The 22,857-nt window shown below is 62.0% G+C and carries 20 protein-coding genes and 1 pseudogene; 9 read left to right on the top strand and 12 right to left on the bottom strand.

Translation table 11 applies throughout. The features are described from left to right. Nucleotides 1-2: 2 nt before the first annotated feature. Together ETW23_RS12440 and ETW23_RS12445 are read right to left on the bottom strand one after the other, a co-directional pair. Nucleotides 3-386: a hypothetical protein gene (locus ETW23_RS12440; RefSeq protein ID WP_134830170.1), complete on the bottom strand. Its 384-nt coding sequence runs from the start codon at nucleotides 384-386 to the stop codon at nucleotides 3-5. Further along, nucleotides 383-3,157 (bottom strand): hypothetical protein, encoded by a 2,775-nt coding sequence (locus ETW23_RS12445; protein WP_134830171.1) that lies wholly within the window; start codon nucleotides 3,155-3,157, stop codon nucleotides 383-385. The genes ETW23_RS12440 and ETW23_RS12445 overlap by 4 nt, the downstream gene beginning before the upstream one ends. Nucleotides 3,158-3,341: 184 nt before the next feature. On the opposite strand from ETW23_RS12445, the gene ETW23_RS12450 reads away from it, so the two are divergent. The 4 genes from ETW23_RS12450 to ETW23_RS12465 all read left to right on the top strand — a co-directional run bounded on the left by ETW23_RS12450 (nucleotide 3,342) and on the right by ETW23_RS12465 (nucleotide 7,674). Continuing rightward, nucleotides 3,342-4,553 carry a multidrug effflux MFS transporter gene (locus tag ETW23_RS12450; protein ID WP_129370412.1) on the top strand — a complete coding sequence of 404 codons (1,212 nt, stop codon included), beginning with the start codon at nucleotides 3,342-3,344 and terminating at the stop codon, nucleotides 4,551-4,553. A 75-nt stretch (nucleotides 4,554-4,628) separates the two neighbouring features. After that, on the top strand, nucleotides 4,629-6,017 hold the full coding sequence (locus ETW23_RS12455) for a short-chain fatty acyl-CoA regulator family protein (RefSeq protein ID WP_134830172.1): 1,389 nt from the start codon (nucleotides 4,629-4,631) through the stop codon (nucleotides 6,015-6,017). A 45-nt stretch (nucleotides 6,018-6,062) separates the two neighbouring features. Then, entirely contained in the window at nucleotides 6,063-6,911 is an 849-nt protein-coding gene (locus tag ETW23_RS12460) for a patatin-like phospholipase family protein (RefSeq protein WP_134830173.1), read from the top strand. Nucleotides 6,912-7,065: 154 nt separating this feature from the next. Further along, nucleotides 7,066-7,674 carry a class I SAM-dependent methyltransferase gene (locus ETW23_RS12465; protein ID WP_134830174.1) on the top strand — a complete coding sequence of 203 codons (609 nt, stop codon included), beginning with the start codon at nucleotides 7,066-7,068 and terminating at the stop codon, nucleotides 7,672-7,674. 90 nt (nucleotides 7,675-7,764) lie between these two features. Here ETW23_RS12465 and ETW23_RS12470 read toward each other — a convergent pair whose 3' ends face one another. The 5 genes from ETW23_RS12470 to ETW23_RS12490 form a co-directional block, all read right to left on the bottom strand. After that, a complete protein-coding gene (locus ETW23_RS12470) occupies nucleotides 7,765-8,004 on the bottom strand; it encodes a YdcH family protein (RefSeq protein WP_134830175.1) in 240 nt (79 codons plus the stop codon). A 208-nt stretch (nucleotides 8,005-8,212) separates the two neighbouring features. Then, a complete protein-coding gene (gene betA, locus ETW23_RS12475) occupies nucleotides 8,213-9,868 on the bottom strand; it encodes a choline dehydrogenase (protein ID WP_134830176.1) in 1,656 nt (551 codons plus the stop codon). A 208-nt stretch (nucleotides 9,869-10,076) separates the two neighbouring features. After that, complete coding sequence (gene betB, locus ETW23_RS12480; RefSeq protein WP_134830177.1) at nucleotides 10,077-11,534, bottom strand: betaine-aldehyde dehydrogenase; 1,458 nt, start codon at nucleotides 11,532-11,534, stop codon at nucleotides 10,077-10,079. Nucleotides 11,535-11,596: 62 nt separating this feature from the next. Continuing rightward, a complete protein-coding gene (betC, locus tag ETW23_RS12485; protein ID WP_134830178.1) occupies nucleotides 11,597-13,105 on the bottom strand; it encodes a choline-sulfatase in 1,509 nt (502 codons plus the stop codon). A gap of 124 nt (nucleotides 13,106-13,229) precedes the next feature. Further along, a complete protein-coding gene (locus tag ETW23_RS12490; protein ID WP_134830179.1) occupies nucleotides 13,230-14,438 on the bottom strand; it encodes a BCCT family transporter in 1,209 nt (402 codons plus the stop codon). A 159-nt stretch (nucleotides 14,439-14,597) separates the two neighbouring features. Here ETW23_RS12490 and betI point away from each other — a divergent pair, with 159 nt between their 5' ends. Beyond that, complete coding sequence (gene betI, locus ETW23_RS12495; protein WP_129370403.1) at nucleotides 14,598-15,173, top strand: transcriptional regulator BetI; 576 nt, start codon at nucleotides 14,598-14,600, stop codon at nucleotides 15,171-15,173. A gap of 3 nt (nucleotides 15,174-15,176) precedes the next feature. On the opposite strand, the gene ETW23_RS12500 is transcribed toward betI, so the two are convergent. The 4 genes and pseudogenes from ETW23_RS12500 to ETW23_RS12515 form a co-directional block, all read right to left on the bottom strand. Continuing rightward, the gene (locus tag ETW23_RS12500) at nucleotides 15,177-16,205 is read right to left on the bottom strand and encodes a DUF1036 domain-containing protein (RefSeq protein ID WP_134830180.1); all 1,029 of its coding nucleotides are present in this window, start codon (nucleotides 16,203-16,205) and stop codon (nucleotides 15,177-15,179) included. Nucleotides 16,206-16,271: 66 nt separating this feature from the next. Next, nucleotides 16,272-17,191: pseudogene (locus ETW23_RS12505) on the bottom strand (DMT family transporter). 50 nt (nucleotides 17,192-17,241) lie between these two features. Continuing rightward, entirely contained in the window at nucleotides 17,242-18,186 is a 945-nt protein-coding gene (locus tag ETW23_RS12510; RefSeq protein ID WP_134830181.1) for a pirin family protein, read from the bottom strand. A gap of 84 nt (nucleotides 18,187-18,270) precedes the next feature. Continuing rightward, nucleotides 18,271-18,873, bottom strand: a complete 603-nt coding sequence (locus tag ETW23_RS12515) for a LysE/ArgO family amino acid transporter (RefSeq protein WP_134830182.1) — start codon at nucleotides 18,871-18,873, stop codon at nucleotides 18,271-18,273. Nucleotides 18,874-18,962: 89 nt separating this feature from the next. Between ETW23_RS12515 and ETW23_RS12520 the strand changes: the two genes are divergently transcribed. From ETW23_RS12520 to ETW23_RS12535, 4 genes are all read left to right on the top strand, one after another. Continuing rightward, nucleotides 18,963-19,847, top strand: a complete 885-nt coding sequence (locus tag ETW23_RS12520; protein WP_134830183.1) for a LysR family transcriptional regulator ArgP — start codon at nucleotides 18,963-18,965, stop codon at nucleotides 19,845-19,847. A gap of 16 nt (nucleotides 19,848-19,863) precedes the next feature. After that, nucleotides 19,864-20,556: a nitroreductase family protein gene (locus ETW23_RS12525; protein WP_134830184.1), complete on the top strand. Its 693-nt coding sequence runs from the start codon at nucleotides 19,864-19,866 to the stop codon at nucleotides 20,554-20,556. A gap of 88 nt (nucleotides 20,557-20,644) precedes the next feature. After that, nucleotides 20,645-21,481: a hypothetical protein gene (locus ETW23_RS12530; RefSeq protein ID WP_134830185.1), complete on the top strand. Its 837-nt coding sequence runs from the start codon at nucleotides 20,645-20,647 to the stop codon at nucleotides 21,479-21,481. An 84-nt stretch (nucleotides 21,482-21,565) separates the two neighbouring features. Next, a complete protein-coding gene (locus tag ETW23_RS12535) occupies nucleotides 21,566-21,829 on the top strand; it encodes a hypothetical protein (protein WP_134830186.1) in 264 nt (87 codons plus the stop codon). A 165-nt stretch (nucleotides 21,830-21,994) separates the two neighbouring features. On the opposite strand, the gene ETW23_RS12540 is transcribed toward ETW23_RS12535, so the two are convergent. Continuing rightward, complete coding sequence (locus ETW23_RS12540) at nucleotides 21,995-22,735, bottom strand: YebC/PmpR family DNA-binding transcriptional regulator (RefSeq protein ID WP_129370395.1); 741 nt, start codon at nucleotides 22,733-22,735, stop codon at nucleotides 21,995-21,997. Nucleotides 22,736-22,857 lie beyond the last annotated feature (122 nt).

The raw sequence follows: 22,857 nt of genomic DNA on the forward strand, positions 1-22,857 counted from the left end.
TCCTAGCTGGCGTTGCCGGTGAAGGCGTCCCAGTCCTCAGCGCTCATTTCCACAAAATCGAGATCGGCCTCGTCGCCCGGTTCGGACAACGGCTGATCCGGCCAGATCATCCCGTAGGCGCGGCGGAACAGCGCCTGCAGTTCGGCGTCGTCGAACGGGTATTGCTGGCCTGCAAACTGGCTGATGCGTCCAGCCGGGCGGGCGATCAGCGAATCCAGCGCCAGCCGCAGCCAGTCCAGGTTGCCCTCTTTATAGGCGCGTTTGTGCATGCTGCGGATGTCGGCGTCGAACTGGGCCAGATCGGCCATCGGATCAGGCGCGTTCACCGCCCGGCCCATAGTCAGAAGCCGCGTATAGCCCGCGATCAGTTCCTTGCGGATTTTCATGGGATCATGTTCCCCGGATTGCCATTGGTGTAGGTCTTGGTCTCGTTATCCCAGCCATCAGCGACCGGGTATTGCTGCATCATCACCCAGCGGCCCGGTATTTTGGCCGGAGCGGTGCCGTGCCGGGTGGTGTATTTCGCCACATAGTCAGCGTTATCCTGCGCTTTTTCCTCGGGATAGTCGGTTGCAGGATCGGGATTGTCTGTGGTTTCCGCCGGCAGCAGCTCCGGCTCCCAGATGAAGTTCACATAGGCGCGGGTCAGCCCCTCGACCTCCTCGAAGCTTTCATAGGTCTTATCGGAAATCGGCTCGCCGTTGTCATCGGAGCGCACGTGTTTCTTATGGCCGATATAGGCCTTGTCGATCGGGCGGCCGTGTTCGACGGTGAAGTCGGCGCTTTCATCAGGGTCGGTCAGCGGATCACCGGAGAAGGTCATTTCGGTTTCAGTGATATCAACACCTTTAGCCAGCGCGGCCTCGGCAGCAATTTCGCGGCCTGCAAGCCAGTCCTGCGGGCTGTGGAACTTGGACGACGCACCGGTATAGGAGCGTTCGTCGTCGGAATGCGCATTGGGCGGCTTGCCGGTTTTCAGCCGGATGATCAGATCCTCGTCGCTGACGTCCGGACCGTGGCGGTCCAGCGAGTGGCCTGCGTTGCTGCCGACCCCGTCCAGCATTTCATAGGCTTCCGCCGCTTCATTGCTTAGCCCTTCGAGATCGGTGCGGATGCCGTCAAAGGCGGTCTTGGCCTTTTCAAAATCCGGCTTCTTTGCCTCATCCTCAGCAGAGGCCACCCGGACCTCCAGCGGATCCAGTTTTTCCGCCTCCAAGCCCGCGCGTTTAAGCGCGCCAATGATGCCCTGCACCTGGAAACGGGCCGTGGCCATCGGTTTGACCGTCTTCAGCAGCTTTTCATGGGTGTCCAGCATCAGGAAGGCGTCGCCGTATTCCTTGTCCGTTCCGGCCCGGTCCTTGGCCGCCTGCAGGGCTTCGTCCAGTTTGCTCTCGGCGGCTGGCAGTTTGAGGTATTTCTTGGTCCGGTCGTGCTGTTTTTCGACCTTGGCCAGCTTGGCGCGGTAATCCGCCATGGCCAGCACCAGATCCATGAAATCGGCGTTATCCAGAACCGTTTGCAGTTCACCTGCGGCCTTGGCCGGATCACCGCCGCGGGCAGTGAGATCTGCGGCCTTGACCGCGTCATCCAGCGTGCTCTTCAAAACATCCGCATCATCGGGCAGCACCGCAAGCAGGTCTTCGGCGGCCTTTTTGGCGGTCAAATAGCCTGGCATTGCCCGCAATAGCGCCAGCGCGGCCGGCACGGCGGTGATGGCCTCGGGGTATTTCTGCGCCGCAATGGCATCCGCCACCGGTTTGTGGAAGTCATAGTCCGCAGCACCTGGGTGCCGGGTCAGGATCTGCGCCATTTCGCGCCGGTCATCCACCACTTTTTCCAGCTGAAACAGCTGGTTGAGCTTAACATGATACTGCGGCGCGCCGGTTTTCTTGTCGAAGTTATCCGCATCGGCCAGCAGTTTGTGGTCGTTCCAGGTGGTGTTCAGATCGCTGAGTTCCGGCTCTGTCAGAACCTTTTTCAGGGCATCGTATTTCTTTTCCAGTGCTTTGACGATCTGTTTGGAGTGGCTTTTGCGCATCAGATCGCGGTTAGCCTTTTCCCAGACCTTCAGATCCGCCTGTGCGCCCGCGGGATCATTGTTGCCTTTGAATTTCTGCTTGGTATCCGCCGCTGCCAAAGCGTTGCGGAACCCCTCGTCTGCCCTGAGAGAGCCGTCAAAGCCGCGCATATAGCGGGCCAGTTTGCCGCGGTCCTTGGAGCTGTAGTCGATCAGCTCCTGCAGCAGCGCCTTGGCCTCGTTGAATTTCTGCTCCTTATAGCCTTTTTTCTTGGCGTTTTTCAGGTGATTGCGGAAATCCTTGGCGTCCGGAACCGCGCTGGCGAGGATGAACTCGCAACGGTCATGGGTTTTCGCCATGTATTCGTCCATCAGCGCGGCAAAGCTGAGAGCCTCTGCCAGATCCCCCTCATCGCCCAGATTGGATTTCCAGGCCTCCAGCGCCAGTTTGGCGGCGCCGAAATCCCCGGCTTTGGAATGGACGGCGGCGGCTTTCATCTGGGTGCCGCGGGCGGCTTCGGCGGTATCTTTGGTAACGCCTGTCATCGGGTTGATCAGCGCCAGCGTGGCGCTGGTCCAATTGTCGAAGAAGAGACCATAGGTATTGGCGTCTTCCGCCTTGGATGAGGCATCCTTGGCCGCGGCCTCCACCGCTTCAAAGTCCTTGTCGGTAACGGCGGCGGCCATGGTCTTTTGCGCCGCCTTGATCAGCCCCTCCACATAGGTAAAGGCGCCCTGGTCCAGACTGTCGCGCACCGAGGCGAATTTATCCTCAGCTGCGGCCAGGGCGGTCTGCGCCTTGTCACGCGCTGCCGCAACAGCCAGCTGCTCGGCGATCTGGCTGGACAGATCCGAGATATCGCTGTCGATCTTGTCAAAGGCGCCGGCCTCATCCGCGCTGAGGATTTCCTTTTTCAATGCTTTGCGCCCGCCCGCCAGGCTGCGCCGCGCGCCTGAGCTGAGTTCGGCGGGAATGGTGATCTTGTTCAGCTCGGTCAGGGCCGCCGAACGCCTGTTGTCCACGTCTTCATTCACCGGATCGGGGAAGTCAGGCATGGTCCAGGCCTTGAGGCTGTAAAACCGTTCGGCCCATTGCCGGATGGCCGGATTGTTGGCAAGCGGATCAGGGGTATTGGCCATGGGTCACCTCAACAGAACTTAAAAGGACGGGCCTCGGGGGAATGCGCGAATTGAAGGAATGCTTAAGCAACCATAGGGGAGGCTTTGAATTCGGCGCAAGAGTCTTTTGACGCTGCGGCAACCTTATGCCCTGCCAGGCCGGGGACTGATGGACAAGACGGGCCGACTGCTCTAACCGGATGGTATGTCCACATATAATTCCCGCGTGTCCGGCCAGCGGACGCCTCCGCGCATTTTCACCCTGATCCTGCTTGCCGGGCTGTCGGCGCTTGGCATGAACCTGCATCTGCCGTCGCTGGCGGGGATGTCCGAGTATTATGCGGTCGATTACCGGGTGATGCAGCTGTCGGTGGCGCTGTATCTGGCGGGCAATGCGGTGGTGCAGATCTTTGTCGGGCCGATCTCGGACCAGATAGGACGGCGGCCGGTGATCCTGGTCAGCATTGTGCTGTTCCTGCTGGCAACATTGGGCTGCATCTATGCGCCGACGGCCGAGGCGTTCCTGCTGTTCCGGGTGGCGCAGACCGCGGTGGCGGCCACCATGGTGCTAAGCCGGGCGGCGGTGCGCGACATGTATGACACCAACCAAGCCGCCAGCATGATCGGCTATGTCACCATGGGCATGGCAATTGTTCCGATGATCGGCCCCGCAATCGGCGGCTTCCTGGATCAGTGGATGGGCTGGCAGGCCAACTTCTGGCTGCTGTTCCTGGTCGGTGCGGCGACGCTGGCCATCACCTTTACCGATTTTGGCGAGACGGCCCACAAAAGCGGCAAGACGCTGATGGCGCAGTTCCGCGAATACCCGGAGCTGCTGCGCTCACCCCGGTTCTGGGGCTATTCGCTGGCCTCGGGCCTCGCGTCAGGCGCTTTCTTTGCTTACTTGGGCGGTGCGCCTTTTGTCGGCACCGAGGTCTATGGCCTTAGCACGGCGGAGCTGGGGGTTTACTTCTCCACTCCGGCGGTGGGGTATTTTGCCGGCAATTTCATCTCGGGGCGGTTTTCCACCCGGATCGGGGTCAACCGCATGGTGCTGTGGGGCTGCATAATCAATGGCGGCGGAGTTCTGGTGTCGCTGCTGATTGCAATGGCCGGCGCCGACAGCGTGTTCACCTTCTTTGGCCTGATGTGCTTTATCGGCCTGGGCAACGGCATGGCGATCCCCAACGCCACTGCTGGCGCCATCTCAGTCCGCCCGCATCTGGCAGGAACTGCGTCCGGCCTGAGCGGTGCGATCATGATCGGCGCGGGGGCCGCGCTCAGCGCCTTTGCGGGGATGCTTTTGGTGCCGGGATCCACCGCGGTGCCACTGCTTGCGATCATGTTCGGCACCGCAATGTGCGGGCTGGCTGCAATCCTGCTGGTGGTCCGGCGGGAGCGGCAGATCGGCGCATAACGCCTGCGGCCGGCTTGCAGGCATGGGTTTGCAATTATACCATTCGCAAGAGTTGGATTTGCAAAGAGGCGCCTAATGGCCACCCAGAAACTATACGCCGGCGCCAAGCTGCGCGAAATGCGGCAGCGGCTGGAGCTGACGCAAAAGGATTTTGCCGCCAAGCTGGGGGTCTCCCTGCCCTATCTGAACCAGATGGAGAACAACAACCGGCCAGTGTCGACCACGGTGGTGCTGGCGCTGGCGCAGGAATTCGGCATGGATGTGACCGAGCTGTCTGCAGGGGACAGCGAGCGGCTGGTCAGCGACATGCGCGAGGCAATGGCGGATCCGGTCTTTGCTGATGAAGCGCCGCCGCTGGCCGATTTGCGGCTGACGGCCTCGAACGCGCCAGCCCTGGCGCGGGCGTTTCTATCGCTGCACCGGGCCTACAGGCAAACGCATGAACGGCTGGCCTCGCTGGACGAGGCACTGGGGCGCGAGGACGCGCGCATTCAGGCCTCCCCTTGGGAAGAAGTGCGCGATTTCTTCCATTACTGCGACAACTACATCGATGCAGTGGACCATGCAGCCGAGCATTTTGCCGCCGCCAATGACATCCGCGCGGCAGCCGTGGCCGCGCTGGAGCGCGGCGGCGTGACCGTGCGCCAGTCCGAGATGGAGGGCTTGCGCCACTATGATGCGGAGACCGGCGTGCTGCATCTGTCCAACCGCTCGGCGCCGCAAACACAGCTGTTTCAGATGCTGCTGCAGGTGGCGCTTTTGCGGCAGAACGCGCTGCTGGAAGCGACGCTGGATTTTGCAAAGTTCCAAAGCGAGGAGGCCCGCGCCATCGCCAAGATCGGCCTTGCCAACTATTTCGCGGGTGCCGCCCTGATGCCCTACACAAGATTTCTGGAGGCGGCGCAGGCCTGCCGCCATGATCTGGAGCTGCTGTCGATCCGCTTTGGCGCCTCGATCGAGCAAATATCGCACCGGCTGTCGACCATGCAGCGGCCCGGCGCCAAGGGAGTGCCGTTTTTCTTTGTGCGGGTTGATCAGGCTGGCACGATCACCAAGCGGCACTCGGCCACGCGGCTGCAGTTTGCCCGGTTCGGCGGTGCCTGCCCGCTGTGGAACGTGCACCGGGCGTTTGAGACCCCGGGCCGGTTCCTGCGCCAGCTGGCAGAGACGCCGGACGGGGTGCGCTATATCTCACTGGCGCGGGATGTGTCGAAACCGGGCGGCTCATTCGGATCCCCGGTGCGGCGCTATGCCATTGCGCTGGGCTGCGAGGTGCGCCACGCGGAGGCGCTGGTTTATGCAGACGGGATGGATGTGAACCAGGACAGCGCCTATGAGCCGATCGGCATTTCCTGCCGCATCTGCGAGCGGAAAGACTGCCACCAGCGTTCGGTCCCGCCGCTGGAGCGGCGGCTGACCATCAACACCGATCAGCGCGGCGTGCTGCCGTATGAGGTCAGCTGATGCACCGGCTGGCCTGCGCGCCTGGCACACTCTAGGGTAGGATTCATGGCAGATTTTGAACAATTAGTCCTGTCCGGCGGCGGCTGCCGCTGCTTCTGGCAAGGCGGTTTTCTGCACGTGGTGCAGAATGAACTGCCGCTGAGCCCCGCCCGCGTGACCGGGGTTTCTGGCGGCGCCCTGACGCTGGCCGGGTTCCTGGCGGGCCGCGGCGAGCGGGTGCTGGCGGAGATGAAGGAGGCCTTCCGGTCAACCGGCAGCAACATCAATTGGCACCACCCTAGCGAGGCCGGACTGACGCCGCACCAGACGGTCTATGAGGAGGTGGTCACCCGGTCGCTGGACGGCGATGCCATGGCGCGGGTGGCCGCCGGGCCGCAGGCGCAGATCCTGCTGGGCCATCCGCCCTCTGACCGCTGGGCGCGCCTGACTGGCAGCCTGGCGACGCTGGCCTATGAAACCGAGCTGCATATGGTCGGCTCGCCGCATTTTAACTGGGCAGAGCGGCTGGGTGTCAGCTCCAGCCTGGTGGACGCCCGCGCCGCAGCGCAGGAGGGGAAGCTGGCCGCTCTGGTGCGGTTCGCGGCCACCATCCCGCCTGTGTTCGCCCCGCCCCGCTGGAACGGACGGGCGGTGATCGACGGCGGCATGGCCGATCAGGCGCCGATGCCGGACCCCGACAAGGGGCGCACGCTGGTACTGCTGACGCGCCCGTACAAGCGCCTGCCCGAGGTCGCCGGGCGGTTGTACGTCTGGCCCGAGGAAGAGGTGCCCGCGGATAAGATCGACTTCACCGATCCGGAGAAGATCCAGGCGACCTGGGACGCAGGCCTGACGGCTGGGGAAAAGTTCCTGCGGGAGAGAGCGGCAGGGGTGATCCCTGACGCCGCGGATTGAGACACTGAGCGTCTGGAAACAATGCCTGCCCCCCTTTTGTCTGCCGTATTGACTGCCGCGTCCGGCCCAGCCAATGTCCGGTGCTTCCGCGGCACGCACGATCGGGTCTTCAGCGGACCGGAGCCGTCGCCAATACTGAGGGAATGCATAACGAATGACAGACAACTGGAATGACTATGCGGACGGGTGGGACGGCAACAGCGATGTCAGGCTTTTTGCAGCCAGAGCGTTTTCCGCGCTCGACTCGCATGCCGGAATACGAGGTGAGGCTTGGCAATCGAAACGTGTCCTCGACTTTGGATGCGGAACCGGCCTGCTGACGGAACTGATTGCACCGCATGTTAAGGAGGTGATTGCCGTTGACACCTCGGACAGGATGATTGCGGTCCTGAAAGACAAGAATCTGCCCAGCGTGACACCTGTCCACGCGGACATCCTAGGCGGTGGAGCTGCGGGCGGCAAAAACCGGCTTTCCGGATTCGATTTGATCTGTGCGTCTTCCGTCTGCGGCTTCCTGCCGGACTACGCAGCTGCCGTGAAGGCACTTTCAGGCCTGCTTGAGCGCGGCGGCCGGTTTGTGCAATGGGATTGGCAAGGCCAGGACGGCGGTGGCTTCGGGCTGACAGAACAGCAGATGCGCGCAGCGCTTACGGCTGCGGGGCTTGGCTCCATTCGGGTGAAACAGGCCTTTGCCCTGGACACCGGCGGGCAATCCATGCCGGTCTTGATGGGCTCAGGTACCTGCAACGCAGACCGGCCCTGAAACGGGTCTAGGCCAGTCAGTGCCGAACAGGTTCAAAAAACAGAACGGGGCTACAGTGATACCCCGTTCTGCCGTCAACACGATCTGCTCTCACGCCTTCGACAATATCCCCCAGATCTCGTCCTTCAGCGCGGCGCGTTGTTTGCGCAAGCCGGTTTCGGCCTCAGCACTCACTGGCTCCACGTTGGTTTCGGCCCGGTGTACGGCTCGGTTTACCTCGTGGTATTCGTCCGACAGCTTGGCGAAATGGGCATCGGCCTGTTTCAGCTGACTGATCTGCACGGCCTTGTCGGGGAATTCTTCGGCCAGTTCATGGGGGGTGTTGGACATCTGCCCGCTCCTTTTTTTAGGGTCGGTTGCAGGTTATCCGCAGCGCTGCGCACCCGCTTTGACGCGGATCAAAAGATGCGGCAAACGCGCTGATTTTCAGGCCTGATTTCAGCCCCGTTCCCTGGCCCGATCCCAGGCCAGGACATCAGGAAATAAGCCGCCCGCACAACGGGGAGGTGGCGGGCGGCTTGCTGGCAGCGCAACAGGATCAGCGCTGCGCCTGGCGCCAGTCCGGGTTGAACCACGGTTCAGCGTTCGAGGACGGCAGGCGGCGGCCCAGGATGTGGTCCGAGGCCTTCTCGCCGGTCATGATCGAGGGGCCGTTGAGGTTGCCGTTGGTGATGCGCGGGAAGATCGAGCTGTCGGCAACCCGCAACCCGTCAACACCGATCACCCGGCACTCCGGATCGACCACCGACATCGGGTCATCAACTGCGCCCATCTTGCAGGTGCCGCAGGGGTGATAGGCGCTTTCCACGTGCTCCCGGATGAAGCCGTTCAGCTCCTCGTCCGATTGCAGCGCATCGCCGGGCTGGATCTCATGCTTGAGGAAGGGCTTCATTGCCTCCTGGCCGAAGATTTCGCGCGTCAGACGGATGCATTTGCGGAAATCCTCCCAGTCCTGTTCGGTCGACATGTAGTTGAACAGGATGTTTGGCGCGTCTTTCGGATCGGCAGAGTTCAGCGTGACCTCGCCGCGCGAGCCGGAGCGCATCGGCCCGACATGGGCCTGGAAACCATGGCCCTCAGCCGCGGCCTGACCGTCATAGCGGACGGCAATCGGCAGGAAGTGATACATGATGTCCGGATAGTCCACCCCCTTGCCGGACCGGACAAAAGCGGCGCTTTCGAACTGGTTCGAGGCGCCAAGGCCGGTCTTGGTGAACAGCCATTGCGCCCCCACCAGCGCCTTGCCGAACAGGTTCCAGTATTTGAACAGGGTGATCGGCTGTTTGCAGGCGAACTGGAAGTAGAATTCCAGGTGGTCCTGCAGGTTCTGGCCGACTCCGGGGCGGTCGGCGACCACGTCAATGCCGTGTTCCGCCAGATGTTTGGCCGGACCGATACCGGACAGCATCAGCATCTTGGGGGAATTCAGCGAGGAGGCGGCCAGGATCACTTCGGTATTGGCGCGGATCACTTCAACCTTGCCGCCGCGTTCAACCTCGACCCCGACCGCGCGGCCGTCCTCGATCACCACCTTGCGGGCGAAGGCACGGATCAGGTTGCAGTTGTCACGCTTCAGCGCCGGGCGCAGATAGGCGTTGGCTGCGGACCAGCGCTGGCCTTTGTAGACCGTCATCTCCATCGGGCCGAAGCCTTCCTGCTGCTCGCCGTTGTAGTCGGAGGTGACCGGGTAGCCCGCCTGCGCACCCGCGTTGACAAAGGCGTCGTGCAGCGGGTTGTCGCGGGGGCCGCGGGTCACATGCAGCGGGCCGTCGGTGCCGCGCCAGTCCGGATCACCGCCATGGCCGCGATCGTTCCATGTTTCCATGCGTTTGAAGTACGGCAGCACGTCGGCGTAGGACCAGCCGGCAGCGCCAGACTCGGCCCAGTGGTTGTAGTCGCCGGCGTGGCCGCGCACATAGACCATACCGTTGATCGAGGAGGAGCCGCCGATCACCTTGCCGCGCGGGCAAACCAGTTCGCGGCCGCCCAGATGCGGCTCGGGCTGGGATTTGTAGCCCCAATCGTACAGCGGCATGTTCATCGGGTAGCTGAGCGCGCCCGGCATCTGGATGAACGGCCCGGCATCGGTGCCGCCGTGTTCGATCACCAGAACCTTTTTGCCGGCCTCAGACAGCCGGTAGGCTATTGCACAACCGGCAGACCCGGCCCCGACAATCACATAATCCGCGTTCATTTCTTCTCTCCTTGCGGATCCGGGTTGGATCAAGGATGCCATTGGCACCGCGCTTGGCGCGGCTTGTCCTTGAGGCATCCCGAATCTGCCTTATCATTGTTCTGGTCTGCTGAGGACGCAAAGCGCCCTCAGCGACCTCTCAGCTACCCCTTCCCTCTTGCCCTTTCGGGCAACGGGGCGGGCGGGTGGGCGTTGCCCGGAAGGGCAATCAGAATGCCGCTTCGACGTCGCCCATGCGGACGTAGACCGATTTCACCTGGCTGAAGTGCTTGATCGCCTCTTTCGAGTTCTCGCGACCAACGCCGGATGCCTTTACGCCGCCGAACGGCGCCTCGACCGGCGCGTCGTTGTAAGAGTTGATAAAGCAGCTGCCGGCCTCAAGATTGCCGATCACCCGGTGGGCGCGGGTGAAGTCCTTGGTGAACACACCGGCAGACAGGCCGAATTCGGTGTCATTGGCGCGGGCGACGACCTCTTCCTCGGTGTCGAAGTCCAGAACGGACATCACCGGGCCAAAGATTTCTTCGCGCGCGATGGTCATGTCGTCGGTCACATCGGCAAAGACGGTCGGCTCGATAAAGTAGCCGTCCTTGTCGGCGCGGTTGCCGCCGCAGATCAGGCGGGCGCCTTCTTCTTTGCCCTTCTCAATGTAGCCCAAAACGATGTTCATCTGGTTCTCTGTGACCATCGGGCCAAAGCTGGTCGCCTCGTCCATCGGGTCGCCGATGATGGCATTCCCGGTGCGTTCGGCGAGACGGGCAAGGAATTTTTCCTTGATGCCTTTCTGCACAAACACGCGGGTGCCGTTCGAACACACCTGGCCGGAGGAGTAGAAGTTGCCGTTGATGGCGCCGCCGACGGCGTTGTCGATGTCGGCATCGTCAAAGATGATCAACGGCGACTTGCCGCCCAGTTCCATGGTGACGTGCTTCATGCCCGCAGCGGCGGCGGCATAGACCTTCTTGCCGGTCGGCACCGAGCCGGTCAGCGAGACCTTGTCAACGCGCGGATCGGTGACCAGCGCACCGCCCACTTCGCCCATGCCCTGAACGACGTTGAAGACGCCCGCGGGGGCGCCGGCTTCGATCAGGATTTCAGCCACTTTCAGTGCGCAGAGCGGGGTGGTTTCCGACGGCTTGAACACCATCGAGTTGCCGCAGGCCAGCGCGGGCGCGCCTTTCCAGCAGGCGATCTGGGTCGGGTAGTTCCAGGCGCCGATGCCGACGCAAAGGCCCAGCGCCTCGCGTTTGGTATAGACCCAGTCTTCACCCAGCGGGATATGCTCGCCCGTCAGCGAGGCGGCGAGGCCGCCGAAATACTCCAGCGCGTCTGCGCCGGAGGTCGCATCGGCCACCAGGGTTTCCTGCAGCGGTTTGCCGGTGTCGTAGGTTTCCAGCACGCTGAGGTCGTGGTTGCGCTCGCGCATGATGTCGGCGGCGCGGCGCAGGATGCGGCCGCGCTCGGTGCCGGTCATCTTGGCCCATGCCTTTTGCGCTTCCTTGGCGGTGGAGAGTGCCTGTTCAACGATTGCGGGCGTTGCGGCGTAGACGGTGGCGATCTGCTCACCGGTGGCGGCGTAGATCACCGGGATCGGGGTGCCGGACGTGTCTTCGACGTATTCGCCGTTGATGTAGTGGCTGGCTTTGGGCTGTGCGGGGTGGGTCATATTTTCATGCCTCCGGCGGGGATATTTGGGGCCAGAAGAACTGGCGGGGTGCTGATTTCGGGTTATTCGCCGCGGGGAAAACGTTTGTTTTCCTCGAGGGTGTTAAGATCCATGTGATTGCGCATGTAGCGCTCGGATGCCTTTTGCAGCGGCTGGTAATCCCAGGGGTAATAGCCGCCCTGGCGCAGAGCCTCGTAGACCACCCAGCGGCGGGCCTGACTGGCGCGCACCTCGGCGTCGAAGACCTCCAGGTCCCAGCGGGCGTCTGATTTGGCGCGCAAGGTTTCCAGCGTTCCGGCATGGGCCGGATCGGCTGCCAGATTGGTCAGCTCGTGCGGGTCGGCCTGCAGATCGAACAGTTGATCGGGGTCCAGCGCGCAGCGGTTGTATTTCCACTTGCCATAGCGGAGCGACACCAGCGGCGCATATGAGGCCTCAGCCGCGTATTCAATGGCAACCGGCTCAGTCCGTTCCGTGCCGGTGGCCAGCGGCACCAGGTTCTGGCCGTCGGTCCAGGGTTCGATTTCAGCCATATCGACACCCGCCAGCGCGCCCAGCGTCGGAGTCACGTCTAGCGTGGAAACAGGTGCTTCGATCAGACCCGCAGGCAGGTCCGGCGCGGAGATCATCAGCGGCACGCGGGAGGAGCCGTCATAGAAGCTCATCTTGAACCACAGGCCCCGTTCGCCCAGCATGTCACCGTGGTCGGAGACAAACAGAATGATTGCCTCCTGCCGGGTGGTTTCCAGCACATTCAGGATCTCGCCGATCTTGTCATCCAAATAGGAGATATTGGCGAAATAGGCGCGGCGGGAGCGTTTGATGTTCTCTTCTGTGATGTCGAAGCTGCGCCAGTCGTTGGCGTCAAAGATCCGCTGGGCGTGCGGGTCGTGGTCTTCGTAATCCATTGCCGGAACCTGCGGCAGAAGATGCTCGCAGTCCTCGTAGAGATCCCAGTACTTCTTGCGCGCCACATAAGGGTCGTGCGGGTGGGTAAAGCTGACGGTCAGCGCCCAGGGGCGGTTGTCCAGCCCGCGCGACAGCTCATAGAGCTTGGCGGTGGCATTATAGGCGACCTCGTCGTCGTATTCCATCTGGTTGGAGGTCTCCGCGACCCCTGCCCCGGTGACGCTCCCCATGTTGTGATACCACCAATCAATGCGTTCACCGGGCTTGCGGTAGTCCGGGGTCCAGCCGAAATCAGCCGGGTAGATGTCGGTGGTCAGGCGGTCCTCGAAGCCGTGCATCTGGTCGGGGCCGACAAAATGCATCTTGCCTGAAAGGCAGGTGTAGTAGCCTGCGCGGCGCAGATGGTGGGCGTAGGTTGGGATGTCGCTGCGGAATTCGGCGGCGTTGTCATAGACGCCAGTGCGCGACGGCAGCTGGCCGGACATGAAAGACGCCCGGCCCGGTGCGCACAAGGGCGACGCGGTATAGGCGTTCTTAAAGCGGGTCGAGCGTTCCGCCAGTTTCTTAAGGTTCGGAGCATGCAGCCATTCGGCGGGGCCGTCCGGGAAAAGCGTCCCATTCAACTGGTCAACCATCAGGATCAGGATATTCGGGGCACTCATCGCGGACCTCCCAGTATTGGCGATGTTTCTTCGAAAGGCGCCTGGCAGGCCCGAAGGCGCTGCCAGGCAGTTAGTGGCTGGTCCCATCATTCGGGGAAACTAGGGGCCAGCCGGGAGACCGCCCTTAATGGGCCGTCTTGATCTTGTCGAAGTCGAGCGTGTTTTCCTCGGGCGAAGCGGTGATGCTCATCACTTCGCTGCGCTTGAACAGCACGATATAGGCCAGGCAGGCGACATAGATGCCGATCACCACGGTGCCGATCCATTGGATCTGCAGCCACTGGCTTTGGAACGCCAGGGTCAGGGCAAACAGTACAACCGCATTGCCCAGCACATAAGGAATGGTGCCGAAACGCTTGGCCGTCAGGTTCAAGTTGTCGGTGTAGAGGCGGATCAGCGAGTCAAAGGAGTTGACCACGAAGATGATGCCCACCGCGACCATGGAGACATTGATCAGCAGCGTCGTCTCGATGCTGTTGAGGTGGTAATAGTACAGAACCGAGAACCACACACCCAGCGGGATCGACGGGAAGATCAGCAGCGCTGCCAGAACCTGCCAGGTGCGCAGCCCGCCGACAAAGCGCGAGGTGAACTGGCCGATCATGATCGACCATGCAAACCACCAGAACAGGTAGAATTCGTGATAGTCGGTCAGCGGCAGCACGAATTTGTGGATGTTGGCAAAATAGCCGCCGATGTTGGAGGCGGTATCGCCGAAGGCGCCCAGCCCCATACCGGAATAAGCCCACATGCCGAGGATCAGCGACAGGAACAGCACGGTGGAGCCGACCGACAGGATGCGCACGTATTTGATGTCGGTCGACGAGAAGGCGGCAAACAGGATCACCAGGAAGGTAATGACATAGAAGGCCGGGATCACGCTCTCGCCGTCGCCCATGAAAGTGGCATAATACGGCAGGTAGATCAGGAACAGCGCGCCGGTGAAGGCGCAGGTGCCGATGATCACGATGTTGTTGAGCCATTTCACCAGCGGGATCTCAAAGAACTTCACCCGCGGCTCGACCACGCAGAAGTAGAAGGTGGTCAGGAAGTAGAAGCCCCAGATCAGGAAGCCCCAGAAGCCGAATTCCAGCGCCAGCGGGTTGGTGAACCCATAGGCGGGCTCTGCCGCGGTGTCGGCATAAAGCGGAAAGTCCCAGGCCAGCGGGAACATGATCAGGCCGACGTCCAGGCCCGAGGTGAAGAGGATTGCGATGAAGGTGAACAAGTGGACCGGAGTCACGCCGACGTTGCGGACGTTCCACCACTTGATCACGCAGAACACCACCAGCGCAAAGGCAAGCAGAATCCCGAATGAAATGATTGAAGTCATATGTCCCTCCCATTTCCAGGCGGTTCCCGCCCTAAGACATGGGTCGGGTACATAACACAGCAGACTGATCGGCCAAATAGTTTTTTGAATGGTCATTCAAGATTTGAATTCCCTCGAACAACAGTTGAAACGCCGGCCCAATTGCCGCACAACTTATTCATGAGCAGGAAACGCATCCGGGATATCCGCAACGAAGAGCTGATCGAAGCCACCATCGTTGCAGTGCATGAGCGCGGTTACGGTGTTGTAACCATGGCGGAAATCGCCAGGGAGGCCGGTGCTTCGGCGGCCTCGATAAACTATTATTTCGGCTCCAAGGAAGGGCTGATGGAAGCCACAATGCTGCATCTTCTGGGCAAGCTGCGGCGGGCCATGGCGGATGGCTATGCCACAGCGCGCACCCCGCGCGAACGGCTATATGCGGTGATGGACGCGAACTTTGCCGACGGTCTTTTCACTGTGCCCCAGTGCAGTATCTGGATGCAGTTCTGGGCAAATGCCCCCTATTCGCCGCGGCTGAGCCGCCTGCACCGAATCAACCGTGCCCGGGTGCGCAGCCATGTCCTGGCCGAGCTGCGGGCGCTGCTGCCCGGCGGACAGTTGGAAACCGCGCGCCAGGCGCTGCAATGCTATATGGACGGGGTCTGGCTGCAGGCCGCGCAGTCGGAAGATCCGCTGAATCCCGAGGCCGCGCGAGCTGCGGCGCATCTGGTTGTGGATCTTGTCATCCCATAAGGCCTAGCCGCCAGGCAGCCGTTCGTAGTCCAGCCGGGTTCCGCGCGGCAAATAAGTAAGTGTCATTCCATCGCGGGTCAGAGAATCGATCTGATAACACAGTTTGGTGCCGCTCTGGCTGTCCCAGGCCATCAGGAAGTCACCCGTAAACCCCATGCCGCGGCAGCTTTGCTGGATCGTGACAAACTCCGGGGTCATTTGCCTGCCGCCGTAACGGACCTGGCGCACGGCACCGGAAATGGCAAACCGGTCTTTGGGGTTTTGCACGGACCGCCACTCTCCCTGCATGTTCTGCAGCATCTTGTCGAACCGGTTCGGCACACGCGGCGTGACACTGTGCAGCTCCAGCTCTGCAAAGGAGCCGAAACGGGTGACTATCTCACCGTCAATAGCCAGCGGGGTGCCGCGCACCAGCCCCAGCAGGAATGTGAAGACCGGATCGGAGATCCGGACCTTGCCCACAGCACCGAACTCCATCCCGCCGCCAACAAAACTGCAAGTGACGGCGCCCGGGCTTTTCTGCTGCTTGCAGCCTTGAAAGACCACCTCCGCCGCGTAATGAAATTGGTCTTCTGTTGCGTCATGCCCGTCTTCAGAGGTGGCAAACGCAGCCTCCCGGCGCTCGGACTGTGATCGGGTACTGAGCAGAACCTGCGGTCCTGCTGGTGCCGTAACGGTTTTGGCAAAACCCTGCATTGCATAGCCTTGTGCGGTGCAATCGCTGCCATGTTCAATCCGGAACCGGCCCTGGGCCGTGCAAAACCGGACGCTGTCGTCGCGGAAACTGTATCCGGGGCTTTTGGCGCGGAAGTAGAGAAACCGGCCCTGATAGCCGGCCGGCACCGGTTCGGCGCAATCTCCCGGGATGAGCGGCTGCCAGCCCTGCACCACCCAACGGCCGTCAATCCGCAAGCTGACGGCCAATTGATGCAAAGCCTCAGTATCGTTGCAGATACTGGGCCCGGCCTGGGCGGCCGGCGGATCAAAAAGGGCCGCCAGCAGCAACGCCGTGGGCCAAAGCCAATTCGCCATGCGCGGTCTCCGCCTGCGTCGGTAAGAGCGGGAGATTACTTCGGGTTTGTAACATCCATAAGACGATCAAACACCAGTCGCATTACCGGAAGGTGTAAGAGCCTTCTTTTTAATTCTGGCTTCACGCCACGAGATAAAACTGACCGCAGCCAGGATCAGCCCGCCGCCGGACATTACCCAGATGTCAGCCGGTTCACCAAACGCCAGTGCGCCCAGCAAGGTGGCCCAGACCAGTTGCAGGAACGTGACTGGCTGGGTCACCGCCACGGGAGCCGCAGCAAAGGCAAGTGTCATGGTGTAATGGCCCGCGGTAGCAAAGCAGGCGACTCCGAACAGAATTGCAAGCTCGGCCAGCGTGGGCGTCACCCAGACCGCCAGGGCAAAGGGTGCAAGGCCCAGAGTGACAAAGATCGACAGCATGCCGACCACGACAGCCGGGCTGTTGCTGCCGACAGTAAACTTGGCGATCAAGTAAGAGGCCCCGAAGGACACGGCAGTGAACAGCATGGCGATATGGCCGGGGGAGACTTCGCGGAAGCCCGGACGCAGGATGATCATCGCGCCGATCAAAGCGACAGCAATCGCCGATATCCGGCGCACCGCCAGCTTCTCCCCAGAAACAGCGCAGCCCCCAAGGTGACATAAACCGGGGACAGGTAGTTCATTGCCGTAACCTCAGCCAGAGGGATCTGGGTCATAGCATAAAACCACAGGATCACGCCGGCAGAATGCACCACGCCGCGGCCTGCAAACAATGCCCAAAGCCGCGGGGTCAGCTGCGCCCGGCGCAAGGCCCCGGCCATCGGGATCAAAAACACCAGCCCCAGCAAGTACCGCAAAAAGGCGCTTTCGGCGGGCGGGATGCGGCTGCCAAGGTGTTTGACCAGCGCTGTGACCGCCACAAAGCAAAGACCGGTGACAACCATCCAGAACACCCCCCGAAGAGGGTTTTGCACGGAATAGCCGGATTTGACGGTTTGGGACATGGCCGGACAGAACACCCGTTCGGGCGGCGGCGCAAGGCTTCACATGTGAATTATTTCCGCTTCTCCGGCAGCGGGGTGAATTCTTCATCATCGCCAGGCGGCAGCTGGAAGCGGCCCTGCTGCCAGTCGCCAGCGGCCCAGGCGGACTTGGCGTCTTCGATCCGGTCGCGGGAGGAGGCGACGAAGTTCCACCAGATATAGCGCGGCCCGTTCAGCGTCGCACCGCCCAGCGCCATCAGCCGCGCCCCTTGCGGGCCTGCGGTCACAGTGATCGCGTCACCGGGCCGGAACACCATCATCCGGCCGGCCTCAAATGTTTCGCCGGCAATCTCAACCGATCCTTGCGTGACATAAAGCCCCCGGTCCTCGTGATCCAAGGGCAGCGGCAGTTTGGCGCCCGCCTGCAATACCGCATCGGCATAAAATGTTTCAGAATAAAGCGTTGCAGGGGCTTTCTCACCCCAGGCGGAGCCGAGGATCAACCGCACGGCCTTGCCCTCGCCCTCCAGCAGCGGCAGCGCTTCCTTGCCGTGGTGTTCAAAGGCCGCGGGCGTGTCCTCGTGGCTGTCGGGCAACGCGATCCAGGTCTGAATACCGAACAGGCTGCTTGGGGCTGCGCGGGTCGTGGCCGAGGTGCGTTCGGAATGGGTGACCCCCTGGCCTGCCACCATCCAGTTCACCTCGCCCGGATAGATCATCTGGTGAGTGCCTAAGGAATCGCGATGTTCGAATTCGCCCTGATAGAGATAGGTCACGGTGCCAAGGCCGATATGCGGATGCGGGCGCACGTCGATGCCCTGCCCGGTCAGGAACTCCGCCGGCCCGGCCTGATCGAAGAAGATGAACGGGCCGACCATCTGGCGGCGCGGTGCGGGCAAGGCGCGGCGGACCTCAAAGCCGCCGAGGTCACGGGCGCGCGGGATAATCACCGTTTCAATTGCATCAAGGCTGCCCGCATCGGGGCATTGCGGTTCCAGTGCCGGGTTCCAGCTCATCCTTCCCTCCTGTTGGCGGCTTCAGGAGGAAAGTAGCGCATTTCTGCGCAGGCGTTAGAGCCGCCTGCGCACAGATGCTGTTCGTCACATCATCAGCAGTTTCAGCGCAATCGCCCACATGGTCAGGCCGACGATGGCATCCAGCACCTGCCAGGCGCGCGGGCGGGCAAAAACCGGAGCCAGCAGGCTGGCGCCATAGCCGAGCGTGAAGAAAAAGGTGAAGCTGGCGATGGTGGCCCCGGCGGCAAAGACCAGCGGCTCGGGGTATTGTGCTGAGATCGAGCCAAGGAGAACCACTGTATCAAGGTAGACATGCGGGTTCAGCCAGGTCAGCGCCAGCACCGTGGCCAGTACCGGCAGCAGGGCAGTGCCTGCGCCTTCGCCCGCCGTGTCCAGGGTTTCGCCGCCGCGCCAGGCGCTGCGCAGGGCGCGGGCGCCGTACCAGATCAGAAAAGCCGCACCGCCAAGCCGCATCGCCTTTTCAAACCACGGAACTGCCAGCGCAAGCGAGCCAAAGCCGAAAACACCCGCAGTGATCAGCACCGCATCGGATCCCGCACAGGTGAAGCAGATCCAGAACACATGCTGGCGCCGCAGGCCCTGACGCAGAACAAAGGCGTTTTGGGCACCGATCGCCATTATCAGGCTAAGGCCCAGGGCAAATCCGGCAAGCAAGCTGGGGGGCATTGTGGTCTCCATCGTTGTGCTGGGGTTTGACTAGAGACTGCCACGCCATTAATCCAGTTAAAGAAGCTTAAGTCAGATTAGAGTTGCTAATGCAGATGGATCCCAGCCAGATGGCGGCGCTGAGCGCGGTGCTGCGTCTTGGCACATTTGAGGCCGCTGCGCATTCCTTGCGGGTGACGCCATCAGCCGTTTCGCAGCGGATCAAAGCGCTGGAGGACCGCATCGGCACCGCGCTGGTGCTGCGCGGCACGCCCTGCACCGGAACAGCGGCGGGGCTCAGGATTGCCAAACATGCCGAGGACATCGGCCTGCTGGAGGCGCAGCTGACGCGGGAACTGGCTTTGGAGGTGGATCACGGCCCGGTGCGGCTGCGGATTGCGGTCAATGCAGACAGCCTGGCCAGCTGGTTCATTGACGCGATGGCCGAGGTGGACGGGGTGCTGTTCGATCTTTTGGTGGATGATCAGGACCACAGCGCGGAGTGGCTGAAGCGCGGCGAGGTCTCTGCTGCGGTGACGGCCAGCGCCAAGCCGGTCACCGGGTTTGACGCCCATCCGCTGGGCACGCTGGACTATGTGGCAACCACCAATCCGGACTTCATGGCGCGCTGGTTTCCGGCAGGGGTGACTCCGGAGGCTGCCGCCCGCGCTCCGTGCCTGATCTTCAATGCCAAGGACAATCTGCAGCGGCTGTGGCTGGAGCGGAATGTGGCGCCGCAGCTGGCGCCGCCTGCTCATTACCTGCCCTCGACCCAGGCCTTCATTGATGCCGCCGCGGCCGGCCTGGGCTGGGGTATGAATCCGTTGGCAATGGTCGCCGGCGATATCCGCAGCGGGCGGCTGGTGCCACTGATCCCTGAGACCACGCTGCCGGTGCCCTTGACCTGGCAGGTGGCGCGGGTGATGGCCCCTGCCCTTGCGGAGGTGACCCGCGCCGTGCAGAAATCTGCTAGGCAGTATTTGACCCAATGCTAAACAGGAAAGCCCGCCGATGTTTTCAAAAGACGCTCTCAGCTATGATCCCCTGCCCTTGCCGGACCGAGCGGAGTACTCCGACGCTGAAATGCAGGAAAAAGCAGCAGAGTTCCTGGCCCATATGCGGCGGCGGCATTCGGTGCGGGACTTTACCGGCCAGCCGGTGCCGCGGCAGGTGATCGAGACCTGTATCCGTGCAGCCGGCACGGCACCCTCGGGGGCCAACCATCAGCCCTGGTTCTTTGCTGCGATTTCCAATCCGGAGCTGAAGTCGCAGATCCGCGCCGAGGCTGAAGAAGAGGAAAAGAAGTTCTATGCGGGCGGTGCGGGCGATGAATGGATCACGGCGCTGGAGCCGATCGGCACCGATGCGGACAAGCCGCATCTGACCACCGCGCCCTGGCTGATTGTGGTTTTCGCCCAGCGCTGGGGCGCTTTTGAGGACGGCAGCCGCTACAAAAACTATTACGTGCCGGAAAGCGTGAATATTGCCACCGGCGTATTACTGACAGCTTTGCATACGGCGGGCCTGTGCACTCTTACCCACACGCCGAACCCGATGAAGTTCCTGAATGGCGCCCTGGGCCGCCCTGCATCGGAAAAACCGACGATGATCATCGCCGCGGGCCATCCGGCAGAGAACGCGATGGTGCCCTCCGTTGCCAAGCTGAAAAAACCGCTCGAGGAGATTGCAGCATTTGTAGAATAGCCCTCACCGCCGGCAGCCGGAAAATTCGAATTTTCCGGCCAATTTTCTTGCAAGAAAATTGTGCCGCCCGCGGCGGGCGGTGCGGCTGATGCCGGCGCCAGCCTCCTTGCGCCGCAGCCTCGGCCTGCAGGTGCTGCTGCCGCGCGCGGGGGTTGTGCTGATCTGGCTGGCGCTGAACCAATGGGTCAGCCTGCCGGTACCGCTGGTCTTTTCTTTGATGGCGGCGGACGGGCTGTTTCTGCTGTGGCAGGCCCGCATTTTTCTGCACAGTGCCGATGCGCATGTACGCAGCACCGGTGCGATGGCGCCGGTCTGGGGCGGTTATCTGGTGCTGCTGTTTGCGGGTTTTGCGGCGGTCACCCTGTGGTGGGACGCCCAGTTGATTGCCCGGACAAAGGAGGAACCCGTCTATGCCGAACAGCGGCGGCAAGCGCGCGAAGCGCTTTACAAGCTGACAGTTTCCAATGACGGCCGCGCACTGATCTTTGCAGGTGAAATCACCTTTGGCCTGACACGGCGGATTGAGCAGATGATCCTCCAGCATCCCGGGCTGCAGCGAATTACCCTGACCAGTCCCGGCGGTCTGATCGCCGAAGCCCGTGGCGCCGCCAGACTGATCCGCGAACAGGGGTTTTCCACCCGTGCAGAGGGTCTGTGTGCTTCGGCCTGCACATTGATGTTCGCAGCCGGGCTCCGGCGCAGCCTTGGCGGGGACGGGCAGCTTGGCTTTCACAGCTATGCTTTGCAGTTCGAAAGCGGTCTGCCGCAGATAAACCTGGAAAAGGAGCAGGAAAAGGACCGCGCCTTTCTGTTGCAGCAAGGGGTGAGCGCCGAGTTTGCCAACAGGGTCTTTGCCATCCCCCACCGGGAGATATGGATACCGGATGCCACGGCCCTTCGAATTGGCGGTGTCGTAACCGATTGACCGGCCAGCCGCCGTGCAACCGGTTTCTCTTGCCGCCTCTACCATCCCCCTAGCGTTTCAGGCATCAGCCGGGGGACGTTTTGCATGGAGCATAATCTGCTTTCTGCGGGCCTGGGGCTGGCAGCATCGCCTGCCACTGCCGGGCTGGACTATCCGGCTGTCTCGGAACGGTGTTTCAATTTCGAGGGCGGCGGGCCGTATCTCTATGGCCGCGAGGAAGAAACCGGCAAGGATTACTGCTATGTGATCGACTATGTGAATCACTTGGAGCTGATACCGATGTGTCTGCCGCGCGGAAATTTTCTGAAGTACAGCAAGCTGGACCGATCCCGGCGCGGCGGCAGGTAGGGGCGCTGCCCCCTCGGCCTTGCGGCCTCACCCCCGGGGTATTTCCGACCAGAAAGAAGCAGCAGCCCGGAGCGGTACGGGTGGCCCGATAAAGGTGGCCTGTGCGCCAAAACAAAAGCCCGCCGGAGGCGCGGCGGGCTTTCATCGTTGCGCGGCTGCAACAATTTAGAGCTGCGCCATGACCTCGTCAGACGCTTCGAAGTTGGTGGTGACACGCTGCACGTCGTCGTCGTCCTCCAGCGCATCGACCAGCTTCATCAGCTTTTGCATGCCTTCGAGATCCAGCTCGGTGGTGGTGCCCGGCTTCCAGACCAGCTTAGTGCTCTCGGACTCGCCCAGTTCCGCTTCCAGTGCGTTTGACACGTCATTGAGATCGGTATCGGCGCAGTAGATGATATGGCCGTCCTCCGAGCTTTCGACATCTTCGGCGCCGGCTTCGATTGCTGCCATCATCACGGTGTCGGCATCGCCAACAGAGGCCGGATAGGTGACTTCACCCTTGCGTTCGAACATGAAGCCGACCGAACCGGTCTCGCCCAGGTTGCCGCCGTTCTTGGAAAAGGTCGAACGCACGTTGGAGGCGGTGCGGTTCTTGTTGTCGGTCATGGCCTCGACGATGACGGCCACGCCATTGGGGCCGTACCCTTCGTAGCGGATTTCGTCATAGTTTTCAGCGTCGCCGCCCACGGCCTTCTTGATCGCGCGGTCAATCACGTCCTTAGGAACAGATTGGCTTTTGGCTTCCTTGACCGCCAGGCGCAGACGCGGGTTCTTGTCGGGATCAGGGTCGCCCATTTTGGCGGCCACGGTGATCTCCTTGGCCAGCTTGGAAAACAGTTTCGACCGCGCCGCGTCCTGACGGCCTTTGCGGTGCTGAATGTTTGCCCATTTTGAATGGCCTGCCATGGTGCATCCTTGCTGCTGAATATCTGAATTGGCGCCCATATAGCCCGTGCCGGCACCGGGTTTCAAGCACCCTGCCCCGGCTTGGCCCTTGCTCCGCGGGGTTTCGGGGTTAAGCTGGCCCG

The sequence above is a fragment of the Leisingera sp. NJS201 genome (genome assembly GCF_004535885.1).
GTDB lineage: Bacteria > Pseudomonadota > Alphaproteobacteria > Rhodobacterales > Rhodobacteraceae > Leisingera.